At 67.2% G+C, this 18,863-nt stretch carries 20 protein-coding genes and 1 pseudogene; 15 read left to right on the forward strand and 6 right to left on the reverse strand.

Features of this window, described 5'->3' with window-relative positions:
• Window positions 1-263 (reverse strand): annotated as a pseudogene (locus AC1DJH_RS00005) (superoxide dismutase [Fe]); the annotation flags it as partial.
• A gap of 48 nt (window positions 264-311) precedes the next feature.
• Window positions 312-1,625, reverse strand: a complete 1,314-nt coding sequence (gene xseA, locus AC1DJH_RS00010; protein ID WP_478184978.1) for an exodeoxyribonuclease VII large subunit — start codon at window positions 1,623-1,625, stop codon at window positions 312-314.
• 314 nt (window positions 1,626-1,939) lie between these two features.
• Between xseA and AC1DJH_RS00015 the strand changes: the two genes are divergently transcribed.
• From AC1DJH_RS00015 to adk, 6 genes are all read left to right on the forward strand, one after another.
• The gene (locus AC1DJH_RS00015; protein WP_472112549.1) at window positions 1,940-2,572 is read left to right on the forward strand and encodes a MotA/TolQ/ExbB proton channel family protein; all 633 of its coding nucleotides are present in this window, start codon (window positions 1,940-1,942) and stop codon (window positions 2,570-2,572) included.
• Window positions 2,573-2,672: 100 nt separating this feature from the next.
• Window positions 2,673-3,098, forward strand: a complete 426-nt coding sequence (locus AC1DJH_RS00020; RefSeq protein ID WP_435483738.1) for an ExbD/TolR family protein — start codon at window positions 2,673-2,675, stop codon at window positions 3,096-3,098.
• Window positions 3,099-4,121 (forward strand): tetraacyldisaccharide 4'-kinase, encoded by a 1,023-nt coding sequence (gene lpxK, locus AC1DJH_RS00025; RefSeq protein ID WP_478184284.1) that lies wholly within the window; start codon window positions 3,099-3,101, stop codon window positions 4,119-4,121.
• Window positions 4,102-4,284, forward strand: coding sequence for a Trm112 family protein (locus AC1DJH_RS00030; RefSeq protein WP_007836935.1), 183 nt, complete (start codon window positions 4,102-4,104; stop codon window positions 4,282-4,284). Before lpxK ends, AC1DJH_RS00030 begins: the two co-directional genes overlap by 20 nt.
• A complete protein-coding gene (kdsB, locus tag AC1DJH_RS00035; protein ID WP_472112556.1) occupies window positions 4,281-5,054 on the forward strand; it encodes a 3-deoxy-manno-octulosonate cytidylyltransferase in 774 nt (257 codons plus the stop codon). Before AC1DJH_RS00030 ends, kdsB begins: the two co-directional genes overlap by 4 nt.
• A gap of 136 nt (window positions 5,055-5,190) precedes the next feature.
• Complete coding sequence (gene adk, locus AC1DJH_RS00040) at window positions 5,191-5,847, forward strand: adenylate kinase (RefSeq protein WP_478184285.1); 657 nt, start codon at window positions 5,191-5,193, stop codon at window positions 5,845-5,847.
• Between the two features lie 44 nt (window positions 5,848-5,891).
• On the opposite strand, the gene AC1DJH_RS00045 is transcribed toward adk, so the two are convergent.
• Window positions 5,892-6,854 (reverse strand): asparaginase, encoded by a 963-nt coding sequence (locus tag AC1DJH_RS00045; RefSeq protein ID WP_478184286.1) that lies wholly within the window; start codon window positions 6,852-6,854, stop codon window positions 5,892-5,894.
• A gap of 73 nt (window positions 6,855-6,927) precedes the next feature.
• On the opposite strand from AC1DJH_RS00045, the gene lexA reads away from it, so the two are divergent.
• The 9 genes from lexA (at window position 6,928) to AC1DJH_RS00090 (ending at window position 16,092) form a co-directional block, all read left to right on the forward strand.
• Complete coding sequence (lexA, locus tag AC1DJH_RS00050) at window positions 6,928-7,611, forward strand: transcriptional repressor LexA (RefSeq protein ID WP_435436004.1); 684 nt, start codon at window positions 6,928-6,930, stop codon at window positions 7,609-7,611.
• A 137-nt stretch (window positions 7,612-7,748) separates the two neighbouring features.
• On the forward strand, window positions 7,749-8,126 hold the full coding sequence (locus AC1DJH_RS00055; protein WP_478184287.1) for a hypothetical protein: 378 nt from the start codon (window positions 7,749-7,751) through the stop codon (window positions 8,124-8,126).
• Between the two features lie 101 nt (window positions 8,127-8,227).
• A complete protein-coding gene (locus AC1DJH_RS00060) occupies window positions 8,228-9,235 on the forward strand; it encodes a D-2-hydroxyacid dehydrogenase family protein (RefSeq protein ID WP_435444051.1) in 1,008 nt (335 codons plus the stop codon).
• Window positions 9,232-10,401 carry an MFS transporter gene (locus AC1DJH_RS00065; protein ID WP_478184288.1) on the forward strand — a complete coding sequence of 390 codons (1,170 nt, stop codon included), beginning with the start codon at window positions 9,232-9,234 and terminating at the stop codon, window positions 10,399-10,401. The genes AC1DJH_RS00060 and AC1DJH_RS00065 overlap by 4 nt, the downstream gene beginning before the upstream one ends.
• A gap of 165 nt (window positions 10,402-10,566) precedes the next feature.
• A complete protein-coding gene (locus tag AC1DJH_RS00070) occupies window positions 10,567-12,087 on the forward strand; it encodes a 3-hydroxyacyl-CoA dehydrogenase (RefSeq protein WP_478184289.1) in 1,521 nt (506 codons plus the stop codon).
• A gap of 17 nt (window positions 12,088-12,104) precedes the next feature.
• Window positions 12,105-12,884, forward strand: a complete 780-nt coding sequence (locus AC1DJH_RS00075) for an oxepin-CoA hydrolase, alternative type (protein WP_435483692.1) — start codon at window positions 12,105-12,107, stop codon at window positions 12,882-12,884.
• A 61-nt stretch (window positions 12,885-12,945) separates the two neighbouring features.
• Window positions 12,946-13,665 (forward strand): Crp/Fnr family transcriptional regulator, encoded by a 720-nt coding sequence (locus AC1DJH_RS00080; RefSeq protein WP_478184290.1) that lies wholly within the window; start codon window positions 12,946-12,948, stop codon window positions 13,663-13,665.
• A gap of 19 nt (window positions 13,666-13,684) precedes the next feature.
• Window positions 13,685-14,791 carry a phosphotransferase gene (locus AC1DJH_RS00085; RefSeq protein ID WP_435483691.1) on the forward strand — a complete coding sequence of 369 codons (1,107 nt, stop codon included), beginning with the start codon at window positions 13,685-13,687 and terminating at the stop codon, window positions 14,789-14,791.
• A gap of 29 nt (window positions 14,792-14,820) precedes the next feature.
• Entirely contained in the window at window positions 14,821-16,092 is a 1,272-nt protein-coding gene (locus AC1DJH_RS00090; protein WP_472112572.1) for an acyl-CoA dehydrogenase family protein, read from the forward strand.
• 80 nt (window positions 16,093-16,172) lie between these two features.
• Here the strand turns inward: AC1DJH_RS00090 and AC1DJH_RS00095 are convergent, their stop codons facing one another.
• Genes AC1DJH_RS00095 through folP form a run of 3 tightly spaced genes read right to left on the reverse strand, consistent with a single transcriptional unit; the run spans window position 16,173 to window position 18,816 of the window.
• A complete protein-coding gene (locus AC1DJH_RS00095; RefSeq protein WP_472112574.1) occupies window positions 16,173-16,661 on the reverse strand; it encodes a GNAT family N-acetyltransferase in 489 nt (162 codons plus the stop codon).
• Window positions 16,658-17,995 (reverse strand): phosphoglucosamine mutase, encoded by a 1,338-nt coding sequence (glmM, locus tag AC1DJH_RS00100; protein WP_472112577.1) that lies wholly within the window; start codon window positions 17,993-17,995, stop codon window positions 16,658-16,660. Before glmM ends, AC1DJH_RS00095 begins: the two co-directional genes overlap by 4 nt.
• Window positions 17,992-18,816 (reverse strand): dihydropteroate synthase, encoded by an 825-nt coding sequence (gene folP, locus AC1DJH_RS00105; protein ID WP_478184979.1) that lies wholly within the window; start codon window positions 18,814-18,816, stop codon window positions 17,992-17,994. Before folP ends, glmM begins: the two co-directional genes overlap by 4 nt.
• Between the last annotated feature and the right edge of the window lie 47 nt (window positions 18,817-18,863).

An 18,863-nucleotide genomic window follows, 5' to 3' on the forward strand; every position in this document is an offset into this window, starting at 1 on the left:
GCACCGCCGCCCTGCGGCTTCATGCAGTTCCAGAAGAAGGTGTGGTTCCAGATCTGCGCGGCGTTGTTGTAGATGCCGCCGCTGGCCTTCTTGACGATCTCTTCCAGCGTCAGGGCTTCGAACTCGGTGCCTTTTTGCAGGTTGTTGAGATTCACGACGTAAGCGTTGTGGTGCTTGCCGTAGTGGTACTCGAGGGTTTCCTTCGAATACTCGGGTGCCAGTGCGTCGAGCGCATACGGCAGGGGTGGGAGCACATGTTCCATGGTTTTCTCGTGGTTTGGTTGTGGGGAAACAGGGATTCTAGGAATTAATCATCGAGACCGCGTCGGACGCTTTCCCGTTGCGTCGCCCGGCGTGACGGTCAGACCGACCTCGCCGTCGGCAAGCCGAGCAGTGACAGCGTCACCCGGCGCCAGCTGCCCCGCGCTGACGATCGCTCGACCGTCCGTATCTGTGAGCCAAGCGTAGCCGCGCTGCAGGACCAATGCAGGATCGAGCAGGCGCAGGCGCGAAGCCACGCGCTCGAGGCGCTCGCGACGCTGCGTCAGTGCGCGTTCGAACTTCAAGGGAAAGTCGGCAGCGATCGAACGCGGCACTTGCGCCAAGCGTTCGCGCCTCGACAGCAGGGCGTACTGAAGACGCTGCGCATGGTGTGCCAGGCGAAGCTGCTGGCGCGCCACTAGGCTCGAGGGGCGGCCAAGACGCGTCGCCGCCTGGTCGAGGCGCTGCCCCAGCGCATCGAGGCGGCCACCCAGCGCATCGCTCAGCCGCTCGTCGAGCAGACCGAGCGCGCCGAGCCACAAGTCACGCGGTGCGCTGACAAGTTCCGCCGCGGCCGTGGGCGTGGGCGCACGCAAGTCGGCACAGAAATCGGCGATCGTGAAGTCAGTCTCGTGCCCGACGCCGCTGATGACAGGCACCGGGCTTTGCACGATGGTGCGCGCCAGGGTCTCGTCGTTGAAGGCCCACAGGTCCTCGATCGAGCCGCCGCCGCGCACCAGCAGGATGACGTCGACGGCGGGCTCCAGGTCATAGAGCGACTGCAGCGCACGCACCAGTTCCGCCGGTGCATTGGCACCCTGCACTGCCGCCGGCGCAACCACGACCGGAATGTGCGGAACCCGCCGCCGCAGCGCCGTTACCACGTCGTGCAGGGCCGCGGCGCCCAGCGAGGTGACGACCCCGACCGCACGCGGCATCGTCGGCAATGCTCGCTTGCGCGCCGGGTCGAACAGCCCTTCGGCCTCGAGCCGTGCCTTGCGCTGCATGAACTGCTCGAACAAGGCGCCCTGCCCGGCACGCCGCAGGCTCTCGACCACCAGTTGCAAGTCGCCGCGCGGCTCGTAGATTGCGAGGCGCCCCCGCACCTCGACCTGGTCGCCGTCACGCGGCGAAAAGTCGAGGAGGCCGGCCGCGCGGCGGAACATCGCGCAGCGCAACTGCCCGGACTCGTCCTTGAGCGAGAAATAACAGTGTCCGCTGGAGGCCCGAGAAAAGCCGGAAATCTCGCCCCGAACCGAGACGGGATTGAAGCGTGCGTCGAGCGCATCACCGACGGCGCGGCACAAGGCGCCGACGGCCCACACGCGCGGTCCGGGCGCGGAATTCACGTCACGCAAGCTCACGCGCGACACGCAGGGCCTGAAGCCACTCTTCCACAACACGCTGCCGGGGAGTTGCACGCGGCCCACACAGCGGAACAGGCGCACGGGTTCTCGTGCAAGCCGTTGATTTCATTGAAAAAAGTGCTGCTCAAAATTCAGTCGTTTCAGCGAAAAGGCCGCCCCATGCGGGTTTGGACGCGTTACGCAGCAGGTTAGTCACAAAGTTATCCACAGAATCTGTGCGTCTCTGCCGACACCCAAACAAGGCACATGCCGATGGTGGGCTCAGTGGATAATCGCCGCGCATTTGCAGTCTACGGACCGGAGGATTTTTCTTGTTTTCCATCATAGTTGCCGCGGGTTGGCCCATCTGGCCATTGCTCGCCTGTTCAGTCATTGCGCTCGCGCTGGTTATAGAACGTTTCACGAGTCTGAAGACCGTGAGGGTGTTTCCGCCCAAGCTGCTGGACGAAACCATCACCGTGTCGCACACCGCCATTCCGGGACCTGAGGTGGTGACCAAGCTGGAACGCAACTCGATGCTCGGCCAGGTCCTGGCCGCCGGACTGCGCGCGCTCAACGCCAACCCGCGTTGCTCCGAAGACGACCTGCGCGCCGCCATGGAAGCCGCGGGCCGCACCGTGGCGCACAAGCTGGAACGCTACCTCCCTGCCCTGGCCACCATCGCCTCGGCAGCGCCGCTGCTGGGCCTGCTGGGCACGGTGATCGGCATGATCGAGATCTTCGGCTCGCAATCGCCGGGCAGTGGCGCCGTCGGCGCGGGCAACCCAGCGCAACTGGCGCACGGCATCTCGATTGCGCTGTACAACACGGCCTTCGGCCTGATGGTGGCCATTCCGACGTTGATCTTCTGGCGCTACTTCCGCAGCCGCGTCGACGGTTACCTGCTGAACCTCGAGCTTTCCGGCGAGCGCTTCGCGCGGCATCTGAACGCCCTGCGCAAATGACGACCTCGACGCTTGCCACTGCGTGTGCTGCGCGCTCCCCCGCGGGGGCAGCCGCCTCCTCGGGGCAACACGCCGGAGGCTTTTCATGACCCGCGGCCGCATGCAGTTCCGCCACGGCGCGCGCGACGAGCCGGAGATCAACCTGATCCCGTTCATCGACGTGCTGCTGGTGATTCTGATCTTTCTGATGCTGTCGACCACCTACAGCAAGTTCACCGAGATGCAACTGCGGCTGCCGACTGCGGACGTCGACGCGCAGCGCGACTACCCCAAGGAAGTGATCGTGGCGGTCTCGGCCGACGGCCGTTACTCGATCAACAAGACCGCCTTGCCCGACCGCAGCGTGGAGACGGTGGCCGCAGCGCTCGCGGCCGCGGCCACCGGCGGCAAGGACAGTGTGGTGATCATCAGCGCCGACGCCACAAGCCCGCACCAGGCCGTGGTCACCGTCATGGAGGCCGCGCGTCGCGCCGGCCTGATGCAGATCACCTTCGCCGCCCAGTCGACGGCGCAAGCCGGGCGCTGAGTGCATCCTTCCGAAGGCAGCAGCGGCGCAGCGCCAGCCTCGCGGCTGCAAAGTGCGTGGCTGCGGCGCGGGCCCTTGGCATGCCTGCTGTGGCCGCTGTCGCAGCTGTATGCAGCGCTCTTCGCCGTTCGAGGCTGGATGTATCGCTTCGGTTGGCTGCCGACCGAGCGCGTGCCGGTGCCGGTGATCGTGGTCGGCAACGTGATCGCCGGCGGCGCGGGCAAGACGCCGGTGGTGATGGCCGTGGTGGAGCACCTTCGCGCGCTCGGGCTGCAGGTGGGCGTGGTGTCGCGCGGCTACGGCCGGCGCACGGACGACTGCCGTGAAGTGCTCGCCGACAGCGACCCGCTGGACGTCGGCGACGAACCCGCGCTGATTCACCACGCGACCCAGGCGCCTGTGTTCGTGGCACGCAGGCGTGTCGAGGCAGCACGCGCACTGCTCGCCCGGCACCCCGCCACGCAGGTGATCGTCAGCGACGACGGCCTGCAGCACCTGGCGCTGGCACGCGACATCGAAATCTGCGTGTTCGACGACCGGGGCATCGGAAACGGCTGGCGCTTGCCCGCCGGCCCCTTGCGCGAAGCCTGGCCGCGCGCCTGCGACTTGGTGCTCCACAGCGGCGCACACCCTGCCTTCGCCGGGGGCTACACCGCCACGCGCCGCCTCGCGCAGGACGCCCTGACCCATGACGGCAAGCGCGTGCCATTGGGCACGCTCGTCGGCTGGCCATTGATTGCCACAGCGGCGATTGCACGGCCGGAGTCCTTTTTCGACATGCTGCGCGCGCGCGGCCTCACGCTTGCCAAGACCGTGCCGCTGCCGGATCACTACGACTTCGAAAATTGGCAACGGCCGGACGCAGCCGAACGAACGCTGGTCTGCACCGAAAAAGACGCCGTGAAGCTGTGGCGCAAAGCCCCCGATGCCCTGGCGGTGCCGCTGGAGTTCACGCCCTCCGCAGAATTCTTCACCGCACTCGACGCAAAGCTATCATCGCTCGATGGATACCAAGCTGCTTGAACTGCTCGTCTGCCCCGTCACCAAAGGTCCGCTGACCTGGAACCCCGAGAAGCAGGAGCTCTGCTCGCGCAGCGCACGCCTCGCCTACCCGGTGCGCGACGGCATTCCGGTGCTGCTGGAGAACGAAGCTCGCACGCTGTCTGACGAAGAGCTCGGGCTGTGAGCTTCACCGTCCTGGTGCCGGCGCGCCTGGCGTCCACGCGGCTTCCCAACAAACCCCTGGCCGACATCGCCGGCGTGCCCATGGTGGTGCGCGTGGCCCGGCGTGCCAGCGAATCCGGCGCCTCGCGCGTGGTGGTCGCCGGCGACGACCCCTCCATCGTTTCGGCATGCAAGGCGCATGGCGTCGAGGCCATCCTGACCCGCCAGGACCATCCCAGCGGCACCGACCGGCTGGCCGAAGCCTGCGAGCAACTGGGACTGGACGGCGACGATATCGTGGTGAACGTCCAGGGCGACGAACCGCTGATCGACCCTGCGCTGATCGATGCCGTGGCGTCCACGCTGGCCAGCCACGCCGAAGCCGACATGAGCACCGCGGCCCACGCGATCGATTCGATCTCCGATTTCATGAACCCGAACGTGGTGAAGGCCGTGCTCGATGCGCAAGGCAACGCCATGTACTTCAGCCGCGCGCCCGTTCCATGGTGGCGCGACGGCTCCGCCAGCGGCGCAGCGCCGAGCGTGGTGCCCACCCCGGCGCCATTGCGGCACATCGGCATCTACGGCTACCGCGCGGCCTTCGTGCGCAAGTTTCCGTTGCTTGCGCCCGCGCCCGTCGAGGCGACCGAGGCGCTGGAGCAACTGCGCGCGCTGTGGCACGGTCACCGCATTGCGGTGCATGTGAGCGATGTCGCGCCCGGTCCGGGCATCGACACGCCCGAAGACCTGGCGCGGGTCCGTGCCGTGTTTGCCGCAGGCCCCACCGCCTGAGAAAACCGCCGCCCCGGTGGGAAACGCGGGGATTTCTAGAGGGGCACGCATGCTATCCTCGAAGCAATTCCGCCTTGCCAAGCCCTCGGGCCGACGCTTGGTGCGACACAAAATCTAAGAACCGTCCGAGGACACCATGAGACTAATTTTGCTGGGCGCGCCCGGGGCGGGCAAAGGCACGCAGGCGGCCTTCATTTGCCAGAAATACAGCATTCCCCAAATCTCGACTGGCGACATGCTGCGCGCCGCCGTCAAGGCAGGCACGCCGCTGGGGCAACAGGCCAAGGCCATCATGGATGCGGGCGCACTGGTCAGCGACGACCTGATCATCAATCTGGTGAAGGAACGCATTGCCCAAGACGACTGCGCCAGCGGATTCCTGTTCGACGGCTTCCCGCGCACCATTCCTCAGGCCGACGCCATGAAGGCAGCCGGCGTCAAGCTTGACTACGTGCTTGAGATCGACGTGCCCTTCAGCGACATCATCGAACGCATGAGCGGCCGTCGCTCGCACCCGGCATCGGGGCGCACCTACCACGTCAAATTCAACCCGCCCAAGGTGGAAGGCAAGGACGACGTGACGGGAGAAGACCTGATCCAGCGCGAAGACGACAAGGAAGAAACCGTGGGCAAGCGACTGGACGTGTACAGCCAGCAGACGCGCCCCCTGGTGGACTACTACTCGGCCTGGGCCAAGGCCGACCCCGCCGCCGCGCCGAAGTATCGCGCCATCAAGGGCGTGGGCACGGTCGATGAAATCACCCAGCGTGCGCTGGCCGCACTGAGCAGCTGATTTCGCAGCCGCCCCCGGCCATTTGCACGGGGCGGCTTTCTCTCTTACCCGAGCAGTTCGAGCATCAGCGCGATGCGCGCCTTCACCGGCGTCAACGCGCCTGCGTCGCGGAGTTGATCGCCTGCTTTCGGCAGGATGCGTCCGTTCACGCATCGCGTGGCACGAATCACCGCCACACCTTCGGCCTGAGCCTTCAGCGCGGCGTGTTCGAGCGAGTGGTGCAGCGTGCCGTTGCCGGTTGCCGCGAGCACCAGTCCTCGCAGCGGCTCAGCACCGTTCGACTGGACAAGCGCATCGATCAGCGCGCCACTGGCACCTGCATAGCTCATGACGATCTCGACGCGAGGCCACCGCAAGCCGCTGGCGTCGAAGATCTTCGCCCTGCGAGACACAGCCGCTTCGGGCCATGCCCGGACCAGGCGCACTTCCCCTTCCTCCACATAGCCCACCGGCCCGGCATCGCCTGACGCAAAGGCTTCCAGCCGGTAGGTGTGGGTCTTCTGGATGTCCAGACCGCTGTGGATGGTTCCAGCGCACACCGCCGTCACACCCCGCGCGCCTGCAGTGACAGCAACGCCGAGGGCGTCCCTGACGTTCTGGGGTCCATCGGGCGCCAGCGCGGTCGCGGGTCGCATCGCGCAAGTCAGCACGATCGGCTTGGTCGCCGCCAGCACACTGTGCAGGAAGAAGGCCGTTTCCTCGAGCGTGTCCGTGCCGTGCGTGATCACAATGCCCGCCACGTCCGGTTGCGCGAGCCAATGCGCGCAGCGCTGAGCCAGCTTCTGCCAGACCTCGAACGACATGTCCTTGCTGTCGAGTTGCGCCACCTGCTCTGCGACCAGCGTCACTCCTGCGGGTGGCTCGATGCCGCCCAGCAGGTCGGCCACGCCCACCTGCCCTGCGGTGTAGCCGATGTTGTCACCGCTGCTGGCAGCCTTGCCAGCGATGGTGCCGCCGGTACCCAGCACCACCACGCGGCGCACGTCAGGCAAAGGGGAATTGACCATGACTTGTCAACTTTTAAAAACTGGTTAAAAATACAGCTACTGGATATCTACCCAGTGCCGCAAGGAACCACATATGCAGTTCGCCGTGAAGCTTACAGCCCGCCAGCAGCAGATCCTGGACTTGATCCAGAGTGCCATCGCACGCACCGGTGCGCCACCCACGCGCGCCGAAATCGCCAATGAGCTGGGGTTCAAGTCGGCCAATGCCGCCGAAGAACACCTCCAGGCGCTGGCCCGCAAGGGCGTGATCGAACTCGTCAGCGGCACCTCGCGCGGCATTCGCCTCAAGGGCGACGCCCTGCGCTCGCTCAACGAAACGCGCCACCGCGAAGGCGGCCAGTTCTCGCTCTCGCTGCCTGGCATGGCCCAGCTGGCGCTGCCGCTCATCGGCCGTGTCGCAGCCGGCTCTCCCATCCTGGCGCAAGAGCATGTCGACCAGACCTACTACGTCGAGAACACGCTGTTCCAGCGCCAGCCCGACTACCTGCTGAAGGTGCGCGGCATGTCGATGCGCGACGCCGGCATCATGGACGGCGACCTGCTCGCCGTGCAGGCCACCAAGGAAGCGCGCAACGGGCAAATCGTGGTTGCGCGGCTGGGCGAAGAAGTGACCGTCAAGCGCCTCAAGCGCAACAAGCAGGTCATCGAGCTGCACGCCGAAAATCCCGACTACCCGACCATCATCGTGCAGCCGGGCGAGCCCTTCGAAATAGAAGGACTCGCGGTCGGGCTCATCCGCAACACCATGCTCATGTAGGCCCATGGCCTGCTGGCAACAGCACCTCATCCGGCCGCGACAGGTGGCGGGCGTATGGCGCGAAGTCGCCATCACCCTGTCGCGGCCGATTCAAGAAATCCTGCCTGTGTTCAACCTCATACTTTTTTGGAGTTCACATGGGAATCGCCCTCCTCGCCATCGCTGATTTCTGGATGCCGCTGCAATCGCTGGCCAACCGCCTGATTCCGGCGCGCCGCCCCCACGCCAGGGATCGGCTCGACGCCAACGACACGTCCGCCGGATTGCGCTACGTGGCCGTGCGCCCCGCTTGCACCACCCGCGTCGGCGGCAACGCCACGGCGCCCGAGGTCGCCACGGCCCCTGCACGTCCCCTGCGCGTGGTTCGCGTGGTCGACGGCAAAGGCCAGCAGCGCAACAACCGCGTCGTGATCTCCGGGCGCATGGCCGACGTGTGCGACGAGCTCGACCGGCTGGCCGCGCTCGAAGCCGCAGAAACCCTGGCCACGGTCCACCGCTCGACGCGGCTGCACTGACGCAAAACGCCCCTGCGGAGGGGCCCGGAAGCCGCCGCGGGCCGGGTATCCAAACGTTCACTGGTGCGACATGCCAATGCTGCGAGGCACAATGGCACGCCATGAACATTGTGATCCTCGACGACTACCAGGACGCGGTGCGCAAATTGCGCTGCGCCGCCAAGCTGGACGCGTACGCGGCCAAGGTCTACACCAACACGGTGAAAGGCATCGGGCAACTGTCGGTTCGCCTCAAGGACGCCGATGTGATCGTGCTGATTCGCGAGCGCTCCCAGATTTCTCGCCAGCTCATCGAAAAGCTGCCCAAGCTCAAGCTCATTTCGCAGACCGGGCGCGTCGCCGGCCACATCGACGTCGCGGCATGTACCGAGCGCGGCGTGGCAGTGGCCGAGGGTTCCGGCTCTCCGCAAGCGCCTGCCGAACTCACCTGGGCACTCATCATGGCCGCCATGCGCCGGCTGCCGCAGTACATCAGCAACCTCAAGCACGGCGCGTGGCAGCAATCCGGGCTCAAGTCGGCGTCGATGCCACCCAATTTCGGACTCGGCTCCGTGCTCAAGGGCAAGACGCTGTGCATCTGGGGCTATGGCCGCATCGGCCAACTCGTGGCGCGCTACGGGCAGGCGTTCGGCATGCAGGTCGTGATCTGGGGGCGTGAAGCCAGCTGCGCCAAGGCCCGATCCGACGGCTTCCAGGTCGCACAGAATCGCCATGAATTCTTCGCCGCCGCCGACGTGCTGTCGGTGCATCTGCGGCTCAACGAAGAGACCAACGGCCTCATCACGCTGGAAGACCTCTCCCGCATGAAGCCGACGGCGCTGTTCGTCAACACCTCGCGCGCCGAACTGGTCGAAGCCGACGCCCTGCTCGCCGCGCTCAACCGCGGCCGCCCGGGACTGGCCGCCATCGACGTGTTCGAGAGCGAGCCGCCGCTGCAGGGCCACGCGCTGCTTCGGCTGGAGAACTGCATCTGCACGCCGCACATCGGCTACGTGGAGCAGGAAAGCTACGAGAGCTACTTCGGCCAGGCGTTCGACAACGTCGTGAGCTACATCAACGGCAATCCCACCAACATCGTGAATCCGGGCGCGCTGCAGGTCCGCCGGTGAGTCCGGTCGCGCCGCAGCGCACGTCGCAACGTGCGCTCTGGGCGCTGCTCGCCGGCAACTTCGTGATCGGCACCGGCGTGATGGTGGTGCCGGGCACGCTCAATGAAATCAGCACGTCGCTGTCGGTCGGCGTTGCCACCGCCGGGCAACTGATCACGGCCGCCGCGGTGGTGATGTGCATCGGCGCGCCGCTGCTGGCCGCCGCGGTCGCGGGCTGGGACCGGCGCCAGCTGCTGGCCCTCACCATGCTCTGGTACGCCGCCGGGCACCTGCTCGCGGCCTGGATGCCGAGCTTCGGCGCCCTCCTGCCGGTACGCATGCTCACGGTCATTGCGCCGGCCATCTTCACCCCGCAGGCCGCGGCGTGCGTTGGCATGCTGGTGCCGGCGGAGCAGCGCGGGCGCGCCGTGACCTTCGTCTTTCTGGGCTGGTCCATGGCCTCGGTGCTGGGCCTGCCCATCGGCGCGTTGATCGGCGGACATCTGGGCTGGCGCATGGCATTCACGGCCATCGCCGCCCTCAGCGTCGCGAGCGCCGCATCGATCTGGCTGACCTTGCCGAACGGCATTCGTCCCGCCGTGCTGACGGCGGCGGCCTGGTCGCGTGTGCTGCGCAGCCCGGTGCTGATGGGCATCGTCTCGGTCACGGCGCTGCAGGGCGCGGGCCAGTTCGTGCTGTCCAGCTATTTCGGCCCGATCCTCAAGCAGAGCTACGGCGCCGATGCGACCGCGCTCAGCGTGATATGGGCACTGTTCGGCATCTTCGGCCTGATCGGCAACATGGTGGTCAGCCGGTACATCGACCGTGTCGGCGCCGGGCGCATGGTGCTCATCACCAGCGCATTGATCGCCGTGAGCCTGCTGCTGTGGCCGCTGGCTTCCACGCTCGCCTGGCTGGCCGTGGTGCTGGTGCCCTGGGGGTTGGGCTGCTTTGCGACCAATTCGGCCCAGCAAGCGCGCCTGGTGGGCCTTGCACCTGCCCTCGCGCCGGGCTCGGTGGCGCTGAACAGCTCGGGCATCTACACGGGCCAGGCGGTGGGCGCCGCGCTCGGCGGCTGGCTGCTGGCCAACGACGCAGGGGCCTGGATGAGCTGGCTCGGCCTCGCCGTGCTGGTGCTGGCCATGGCGCTGAGCGTGGCCATCGACCGAAGCGGCCGGCCGGCCTGACTGTTCGAAGGCCTGCCCGCAGAAAAAGGCCTCCGCGTAAAACCCGTCACGTCACTTGCGCGCGGCGCTGCAAAATCGGAGCCTTCGACAGCGCGCCCGCGGCAACTGCCCCATCGCCTGCGCGGCGGGCCCGGAACCCATCCAACCATTGAAGACTTCCAGCAAATGACAGTGAACTACACCCGAATCGGCGTCGTCGGCGCCGGGGCCATGGGTCGCGGCATCGCGCAGATTGCCGCCCAGGCAGGCAGCGACGTGCTGCTGCTCGACAGCTTCGCCGGCGCCGCCGAGCGCGGGCGCGAAGCCCTGGTCGCCCAGTGGAACAAGCTGCACGAGAAAAACAAGATCGACGCCGCCACGCGCGATGCCTACATCGCCCGTGTGAAGGCCGTCGATGCGCTGCAGGCGCTGGCCGACTGCGACCTGGTGGTCGAGGCGGTGATCGAAGACCTCGAGGTCAAGCGCAAGCTTTTCCGCGAGCTCGAGGGCGTGGTCGCCGACACCGCCACGCTGGTCACCAACACCTCTTCGCTCTCCGTGACGGCCATCGCGGCCGGGCTCCAGCGCCCTGAGCGCTTCGCGGGCTTCCACTTCTTCAACCCCGTGCCGCTGATGAAGGTGGTCGAGGTGGTGGCCGGCTTCAAGACCGCGGCCGGGGTGTGCACGCAACTGGCGGGGTATGCCAGGCAGATGGGCCACAGCGCAGTGCAGGCGCAGGACACGCCCGGCTTCATCGTGAACCACGCCGGCCGCGGCTACGGCACTGAGGCGCTGCGCATCGTGGGCGAAGGTGTGGCCGACTTCGCGACGATCGACCGCATCCTGAAGGACCAGGCCGGCTTTCGCCTCGGCCCGTTCGAGCTGCTGGACCTGACCGCGCTCGACGTGTCGCACCCGGTGATGGAGTCGATCTACCACCAGTACTTCGAGGAACCGCGCTTCCGCCCGAGCGTGATCACCGCACAGCGCCTGGCTGCGGGCGTGCTCGGCCGCAAGACCGGCGAAGGCTTCTACCGCTACACCGACGGCGTGATGCAGCAGACGCCCGAGGCCGCCCCCCCGGTGGCCGAAGGCACGCCCTCGGTGTGGGTGTCGCCGCGCGCCGCGCGGCGCGCCGAGCTGCTGCGCCTGGTGAACACGCTGGGCGCGCAGATCGACAGCGGCGCCGCGCCTGCCGCGCATTCGCTGATCCTGGTGGCGCCGCTGGGCTTCGACGTGACCACGGTGGCCGCGGTCGAGCGCCTGGATGCCACGCGCACCGTCGGCATCGACATGCTGATCGACGACGCCGCCACCAAGCGCCGCGTGCTCGCCACCAACCCGGCCACGCGCCGCGACATGCGCGACACCGCGCACGCCCTGTTCGCGCGAGACGGCAAGGCCGTGAGCGTGATCCGCGACAGCGGCGGCTTCGTCACGCAGCGCGTGGTCGGCGCCATCGTCAACATCGCGGCCGACATGTGCCAGCAGCGCGTGTGCACGCCGGCCGACCTCGAAACCGCCGTGCAGCTGGGCCTGGGCTACCCGCGCGGCCCGCTCGCCATGGGCAACCTCTACGGCCCGACCAACATGCTCGAGGTGCTGTTCAACCTGCAGACCGTGTACGGCGACCCGCGCTATCGCCCGAGCCCGTGGCTGCGCCGCCGCGGCGCGCTGGGCCTGAGCCTGCTGCACGAAGAAGAATAAAAAGCCGGAGACACGCAATGACCGCCGAACTCAAGAGCACGAGCGAAGGCAGCACCATGGTGCTGACGATCGCCAACCCCGCCCAGCGCAACGCCCTGGGCCCAGAGATCTACGCCGCGGGCATCGAGGCGCTCAACGGCGCCGAGGGCAGCGCGGAGATCCGCAGCGTGGTCATCGTGGGCGAAGGCGCCTGGTTCTGCGCCGGCGGCTCGCTGCAGCGGCTGCTGACCAACCGCCAGCTCGACCGCTCGGTGCAGGCAGAGAGCATCGAGGGCCTGCACAACTGGATCGATTCGATCCGCACCTTCCCCAAGCCGATCATCGCGGCGGTCGAAGGGGCGGCCGCCGGCGCGGGCTTCTCGCTCGCGCTGGCCTGCGACTTCGTGGTGGCGGCACGCGACGCGGTGTTCGCGGCCTCGTACAGCAACGTGGCGCTGTCGCCCGACGGCGGCCTGAGCTGGCATCTGGGGCGGCAGTTGCCACGGCAACTGGCGAGCGAATGGCTCATGAACGGCGAGCGCATCGACGCGGCGCGCCTGCATGCGCATGGCCTCGTCAACGAACTCACGGAAAGCGGACAGGCGCTCGCAGGCGCACTGGCCCTGGCCACCAGGCTCAATGCACGCGCGCCGAACTCGCTGGCCAGCATCAAGGAGCTGCTGAGCGATGCGCGCGGCGCCACGCTCGCGTCGCAGCTCTCGCAGGAGCGCGACCACTTCGTGCGCAACCTCCACCATGCGAACGCGGGCATCGGCATTGCCGCGTTCCTCGACAAGAAACCGCCCCGGTACGAGTGACGCAGCGCTGCGTCGCTCCCGTGACACCCCCCGCCTTTTCAGTCGCCGAGAGGACAGACCAATGGACGACCCCATTCTTACTATCGAAGAACGTGAAGCGATCAACAGTGGTCGCTGGTTTTCTTCCCTATCTCCATCGCTACGGCACGACATCCTCCGATGTGCTTTCGTCAAACGCTACAAGGACGGCGACCTGATCGCCGCCCGCGGCGACCCGCCCGAACACTGGATTGCCTGCGCCAAGGGCGCAGTGCGCGTGAGTTCGACGGCTGTCTCCGGCAAGCAGGTGACGCTGACCTACGTGGAGCCGGGCATCTGGTTCGGCGACGTGGCGATGTTCGACGGGGACCGGCGCACGCACGACGCCTATGCGCATGGGGACAGCACCATCCTGTGCGTGGCGCGGGCCGACTTCCAGAAGATCCTGACCGCGCACGTGGAACTGTACGAAGCGCTGATGCGGCTGCAGGCGCGCCGCATCCGCACGCTGTTCGGGCTGGTGGAAGACTTGAACACCCTGCCCCTGCGCGCCCGGCTGGCCAAGCAGCTGGTTCACCTGGTGCGCAGCTACGGCGTACCGAACCTGGACGACGGCAGCCAGATGCGCATCGGCCTGCAACTGGCGCAGGAGGAGCTGGCGCAGCTGCTGGGCGCCTCGCGCCAGCGGGTCAACCAGGAGCTCAAGACCATGGAGCGCGAGGGCACCATCCGCATCGAGACCAGCGGCCTCGTGATCCTGGACCGCGCGGCATTGATGCGCGTCTCGGAAGCCGAAAACTAGAACGCAAGACACAACCGACATGAGCCAGGACTTCTCCAACTTCATCGGCACCCGTGCCGTCTCGCAACAGCATGCCTTCGACGTCGATGCGCTTGCGGCCTGGCTCGAGAAAAACCTCGAGGGGTTCAAGGGTCCGCTCACGGTCGAGATGTTCAAGGGCGGCCAGTCGAACCCGACCTACAAACTCCTCACGCCGTCGCAGAGCTATGTGATGCGCGCCAAGCCGGGCCCGGTCGCCAAGCTGCTGCCCTCGGCCCATGCGGTGGAACGCGAGTTCAAGGTCATGCGCGGCCTCGCGGGCACCGACGTGCCGGTGCCGCGCATGCACTGCCTGTGCGAAGACGAAGCCATCATCGGCCGCGCCTTCTACGTCATGGAATTCATGCAGGGCCGCGTGCTCTGGGATCAGTCGCTGCCGGGCTTCAGCAACGCCGAGCGGGCCGCCTACTACGACGAGATGAACCGCGTGATCGCAGCGCTGCACACGGTCGATTTCGCCGCCCGCGGCCTGGCCGACTACGGCAAGCCCGGCAACTACTTCGAACGCCAGATCGGCCGCTGGAGCAAGCAGTACAAGGCTTCGGCGGACGGCGCGGGCGAACTCTCGCAGCCGATCGAGGCCATGGAGCGGCTGATCGACTGGCTGCCCGCCCACATGCCGGCAAGCGCACGCGACGAGAGCAAGGTGTCGATCGTCCATGGCGACTACCGCCTGGACAACGTCATGTTCCACCCCACCGAGCCGCGCATCATCGCGGTGCTCGACTGGGAGCTTTCCACGTTGGGCCATCCGCTGGCCGACTTCAGCTACCACTGCATGTCGTGGCACATGCCCCCCACCACGGGACGCGGCATCGGCGGCGTGGACCTTGTCTCGCTGGGCATCCCGACCGAGAGCGAGTACATCCGCCGGTACTGCGAACGTACCCGCATCAGCACGCCCGAGGCGCTGGCGCCCGACTGGAACTTCTACCAGGCCTACAACCTGTTCCGCATGGCCGCGATCCTGCAAGGCATTGCCAAGCGGGTCGAGGCCGGCACGGCATCGAGTGAACAAGCCGTGGCTTCGGCCCGCGGCGCGCGCCCCATGGCCGAAATGGCCTGGCAGTTTGCCCAAAAGGCGTAACCCGCCCCTACACCCACCAGGAGACGAAGATGGATTTCGAATATTCGGCCAAGACCAAGGATCTGCAGAAGCGCGTCAAGGCGTTCATGGACGAGAACATCTACCCGGCCGAAGCCGAGTACAGCGCCGAGCTTGCCGCCAACACGGTCGCCGGCAAGCGCTGGAGCGCGCTGAAGACGGTCGAGAAGGTCAAGGACAAGGCCAAGGCCCAGGGCCTGTGGAACCTGTTCCTGCCGGTCGACAGCGCCTCTGCCTCCGGCTACGCGGGCGCCGGCCTGACCAACCAGGAATACGCACCCCTGGCCGAGATCATGGGCGCGGTGCCGTGGGCGAGCGAGGCGTTCAACTGCTCGGCGCCCGACACCGGCAACATGGAAACCATCGCGCGCTACGGCTCGGAAGAAATCAAGGCCCGCTGGCTCAAGCCGCTGCTCGAAGGCGAAATTCGCTCGGCCTTCGCCATGACCGAGCCCGACGTGGCCTCCAGCGACGCCACCAACATTGCGACGCGCATCGAACGCCAGGGCGACGAGTACGTGATCAACGGCCACAAGTGGTGGATTTCCGGCGCGGCCGATCCGCGCTGCGCGGTGTTCATCACCATGGGCAAGACCGACCCCGACGCACCCCGCCATTCGCAGCAGAGCATGGTCATCGTGCCGGCGGACGCCAAGGGCATCCGCATCGTGCGCCCGCTCAACGTGATGGGCTACGACGATGCGCCGCACGGCCACGTCGAGATGTACTTCGAGAACGTCCGCGTGCCGGTGGGCAACATCCTGCTCGGCGAAGGCCGCGGCTTCGAGATCGCCCAAGGCCGCCTCGGCCCGGGACGCATCCACCACTGCATGCGCCTGATCGGCCTGGCCGAGCGCGCGCTCGAGCTGATGTGCAAGCGCGCCTCGTCGCGCGTGGCCTTCGGCAAGACCGTGGCGTCGCAGACCGTGACGCAGGAACGCATCGCCGAAGCGCGCTGCAAGATCGACATGGCGCGCCTGCTCACGCTCAAGGCCGCCTGGCTGATGGACGTGGCCGGCAACAAGGTCGCCAAGAACGAGATCGCCATGATCAAGGTGGTCGCGCCCACCATGGCCTGCCAGGTGATCGACTGGGCCATGCAGGTGCACGGCGGCGGCGGCATGTGCGACGACTTCCCACTCGCCAACGCCTATGCGCATGCGCGCACGCTGCGCTTCGCGGACGGCCCGGACGAAGTGCACCGCAACGCGATCGCCAAGTGGGAACTGGGCAAGTACGCGCCGAACAAGGCCGACGCCGACATGCCGGTGACGCGCTTCTGATGTGACCTGCGCCCTCTCTCCTTGGGGAGAGGGCCGCGGCAAGGGCCGGGGCGACGAATTCGCCTTGGCCCTTTTTCTTTTCAGAGTTTCTTGTGCAGGAAGATGGCGTGGCCGAAGGCCGGGTCGAGCTGATAGCCCTCGAACCCTTCGCGCTCGTACGCGCGCAGGGCCGGCGCATTGCCCGACAGCACTTCGAGCGTGAGCTTGCAGGCGCCGCGCCGGCGCGCCTCCTGCTCCACCAGCGCGAACATCTTCTGCGCCACGCGCTGGCCGCGATGGCTGGCCAGCACCGCCATGTCGTGCACATTGACCAGCGGCTTGCAGGCGAAAGTCGAAAAGCCTTCCATGCAATTGACCAAGCCCACAGGCTGCGCGCCGTCGTACGCCAGCACGCTGAAAGCCTGGGGACGCGCAGCCAGCGCCGCGGGCAGGCCCTTGCGCACCGCCGCGTCGAGCGGCGTGCCACCGCCCGCCGGGTCGCTGGCATAGGTGTCGAGCAGGTCGACCAACGCCGCGGCCTGCACCGCGTCGCGGTAGTCGACCATGCGGACTTCGATCCGCGTCGTCATTGGCCGGGCTCCAGCGTGGCCGCGAGGCGTTTCGCGCACGACTCTGCCTGCGCCGCATCGCGCGCCTCGACCATCACGCGCACCAGCGGCTCGGTGCCGCTTGCACGGATCAGCACGCGGCCTGCATCGCCAAGCTCGGCCTCGATGCGCTCGGTTTCGCTGGCCAGCGCCTGGTTGTCCTTCCAGTTCTGGTCAGGCGAGATGCGCACGTTGATGAGCGTCTGCGGGAACAGCACGACGCCTTCCAGCAATTGCGCCACGGTCTTGCCGCTGCGCACGCAGGCCTGCAGCACCTGCAACGCACTCACGATGCCGTCACCGGTGGTGTGGCGGTCGAGTGCCAGCAGGTGGCCGGAGCCCTCGCCGCCCAGGATCCAGCCGCGCTTGTCGAGCTCCTCGAGCACGTAGCGGTCGCCGACCTTCGCGCGCACGAACTCGATGCCCTGCTTGCGCAGCGCCACTTCCACGGCCTTGTTGGTCATGAGCGTGCCGACCACGCCCACCGGCTTCTCGCCGCGCTCGATGCGCTCGGCCACCATCAGGTAGAGCAGCTCGTCGCCGTTGAACAGCCGCCCGCTGGCATCGACCAGCTGCAACCGGTCGGCGTCGCCGTCGAGGGCGATGCCGTAGTCGGCCTTCTGCGCCGTCACTGCGGCGACCAGCGCCTGGGGATGCGTGGCACCGACGTCCTTGTTGATGTTCAGGCCGTCCGGCGATACACCGATGCTGGTCACTTCCGCGCCAAGTTCATGGAACACGTTGGGCGCCACTTGGTAGGCCGCGCCATGCGCAGCGTCGACCACCAGCTTCATGTTGCGCAACGTCAGGTCGTTGGCAAAGGTGCTCTTGCAGAACTCGATGTAGCGCCCGGGCGCATCGTTGAGCCGGCGTGCCTTGCCGAGGTTGACCGAATCGACCCACACCGGGGCTTCTTCGAGCGCGGCTTCCACCGCCAGTTCCCACGCGTCGTCGAGCTTGGTGCCCTGGGCGCTGAAGAACTTGATACCGTTGTCCGGATAGGCGTTGTGGCTGGCGCTGATCACCACACCGAGGCTGGCGCGCTGCGCGCGCGTGAGGTACGCCACGCCGGGCGTGGGCAGCGGGCCGAGCAGCACCACGTCGACACCGGCCGAATTGAAGCCTGATTCCAGCGCCGACTCGAGCATGTAGCCCGAAATGCGGGTGTCCTTGCCGATCAGCACCGTGGGGCGGGCCTGGGTCTTCTTGAGCACGCGGCCCACGGCATGTGCGAGGCGCAGCACGAAGTCAGGGGTGATGGGGGCTTGGCCGACGGTGCCGCGGATGCCGTCGGTACCGAAATATTTGCGGGTCATGGTTGTTGCTTCTGTTCTTGTGTTTGTGTTGTGGGGTCGGGTTCCTGTTCGCGCATGGCGCGCCATACGGCGAGCGCCGCCACGGTGTCGCGCACGTCGTGCACGCGCACCACGGCAGCACCACGGTCGACCGCCAGCACCGCCGCAGCAACACTGGGCACGATGCGTTCGCCGGCCGCCTCGATGCCCGTGACCGCCCCGATCGACGACTTGCGCGACCAGCCCAGCAGCAGCGGGAGCCCGCCTGCGAGGAGTTCGTGCTGGCGCGCCAGCAGGGCGAAATTCTGCGCCACGGTCTTGCCGAAACCAACGCCGGGGTCGAGCGTGATCCGGGACAAATCCACGCCCAGCGCCTGCAGAAGCTGCAGTTGTGCCGCCAGGAAGGACAGCACGTCGGGAATCACGTCGCCCGCCATCGGCACGGCCTGCATGGTCTGCGGGTCGCGATGCATGTGCATCAGGCAGACGCCGCACGTGGGGTGCGCCGCCACCGCGTCGCGCGCGCCGGGTTGGCGCAGCGCCCAGATGTCGTTGACGATGTCCGCACCCAGCCCGAGCACCGCGCGCATCACCTCGGGCTTGTAGGTGTCGACAGAGATCGGCACGCCGAGCTTTACCGCTTCGCGCACCACGGGCAGCACGCGTGCCAACTCGTCCTCGAGCGGCACCGCAGGGCTGCCGGGGCGGGTCGATTCGCCGCCGATGTCGAGGATGTCGGCGCCCTCTTTCAGCAATTGCTCGCAGTGCTTCAGTGCCATGCTGGCTGACGCATGCGCACCGCCATCGGAAAAAGAGTCTGGCGTGACATTGACGATGCCCATCACGCGCGGCTGCGAGAGATCGATCCTGAAGCGCGAGGTCTGCCACA

This window comes from Variovorax sp. 10N412 (assembly GCF_056394985.1).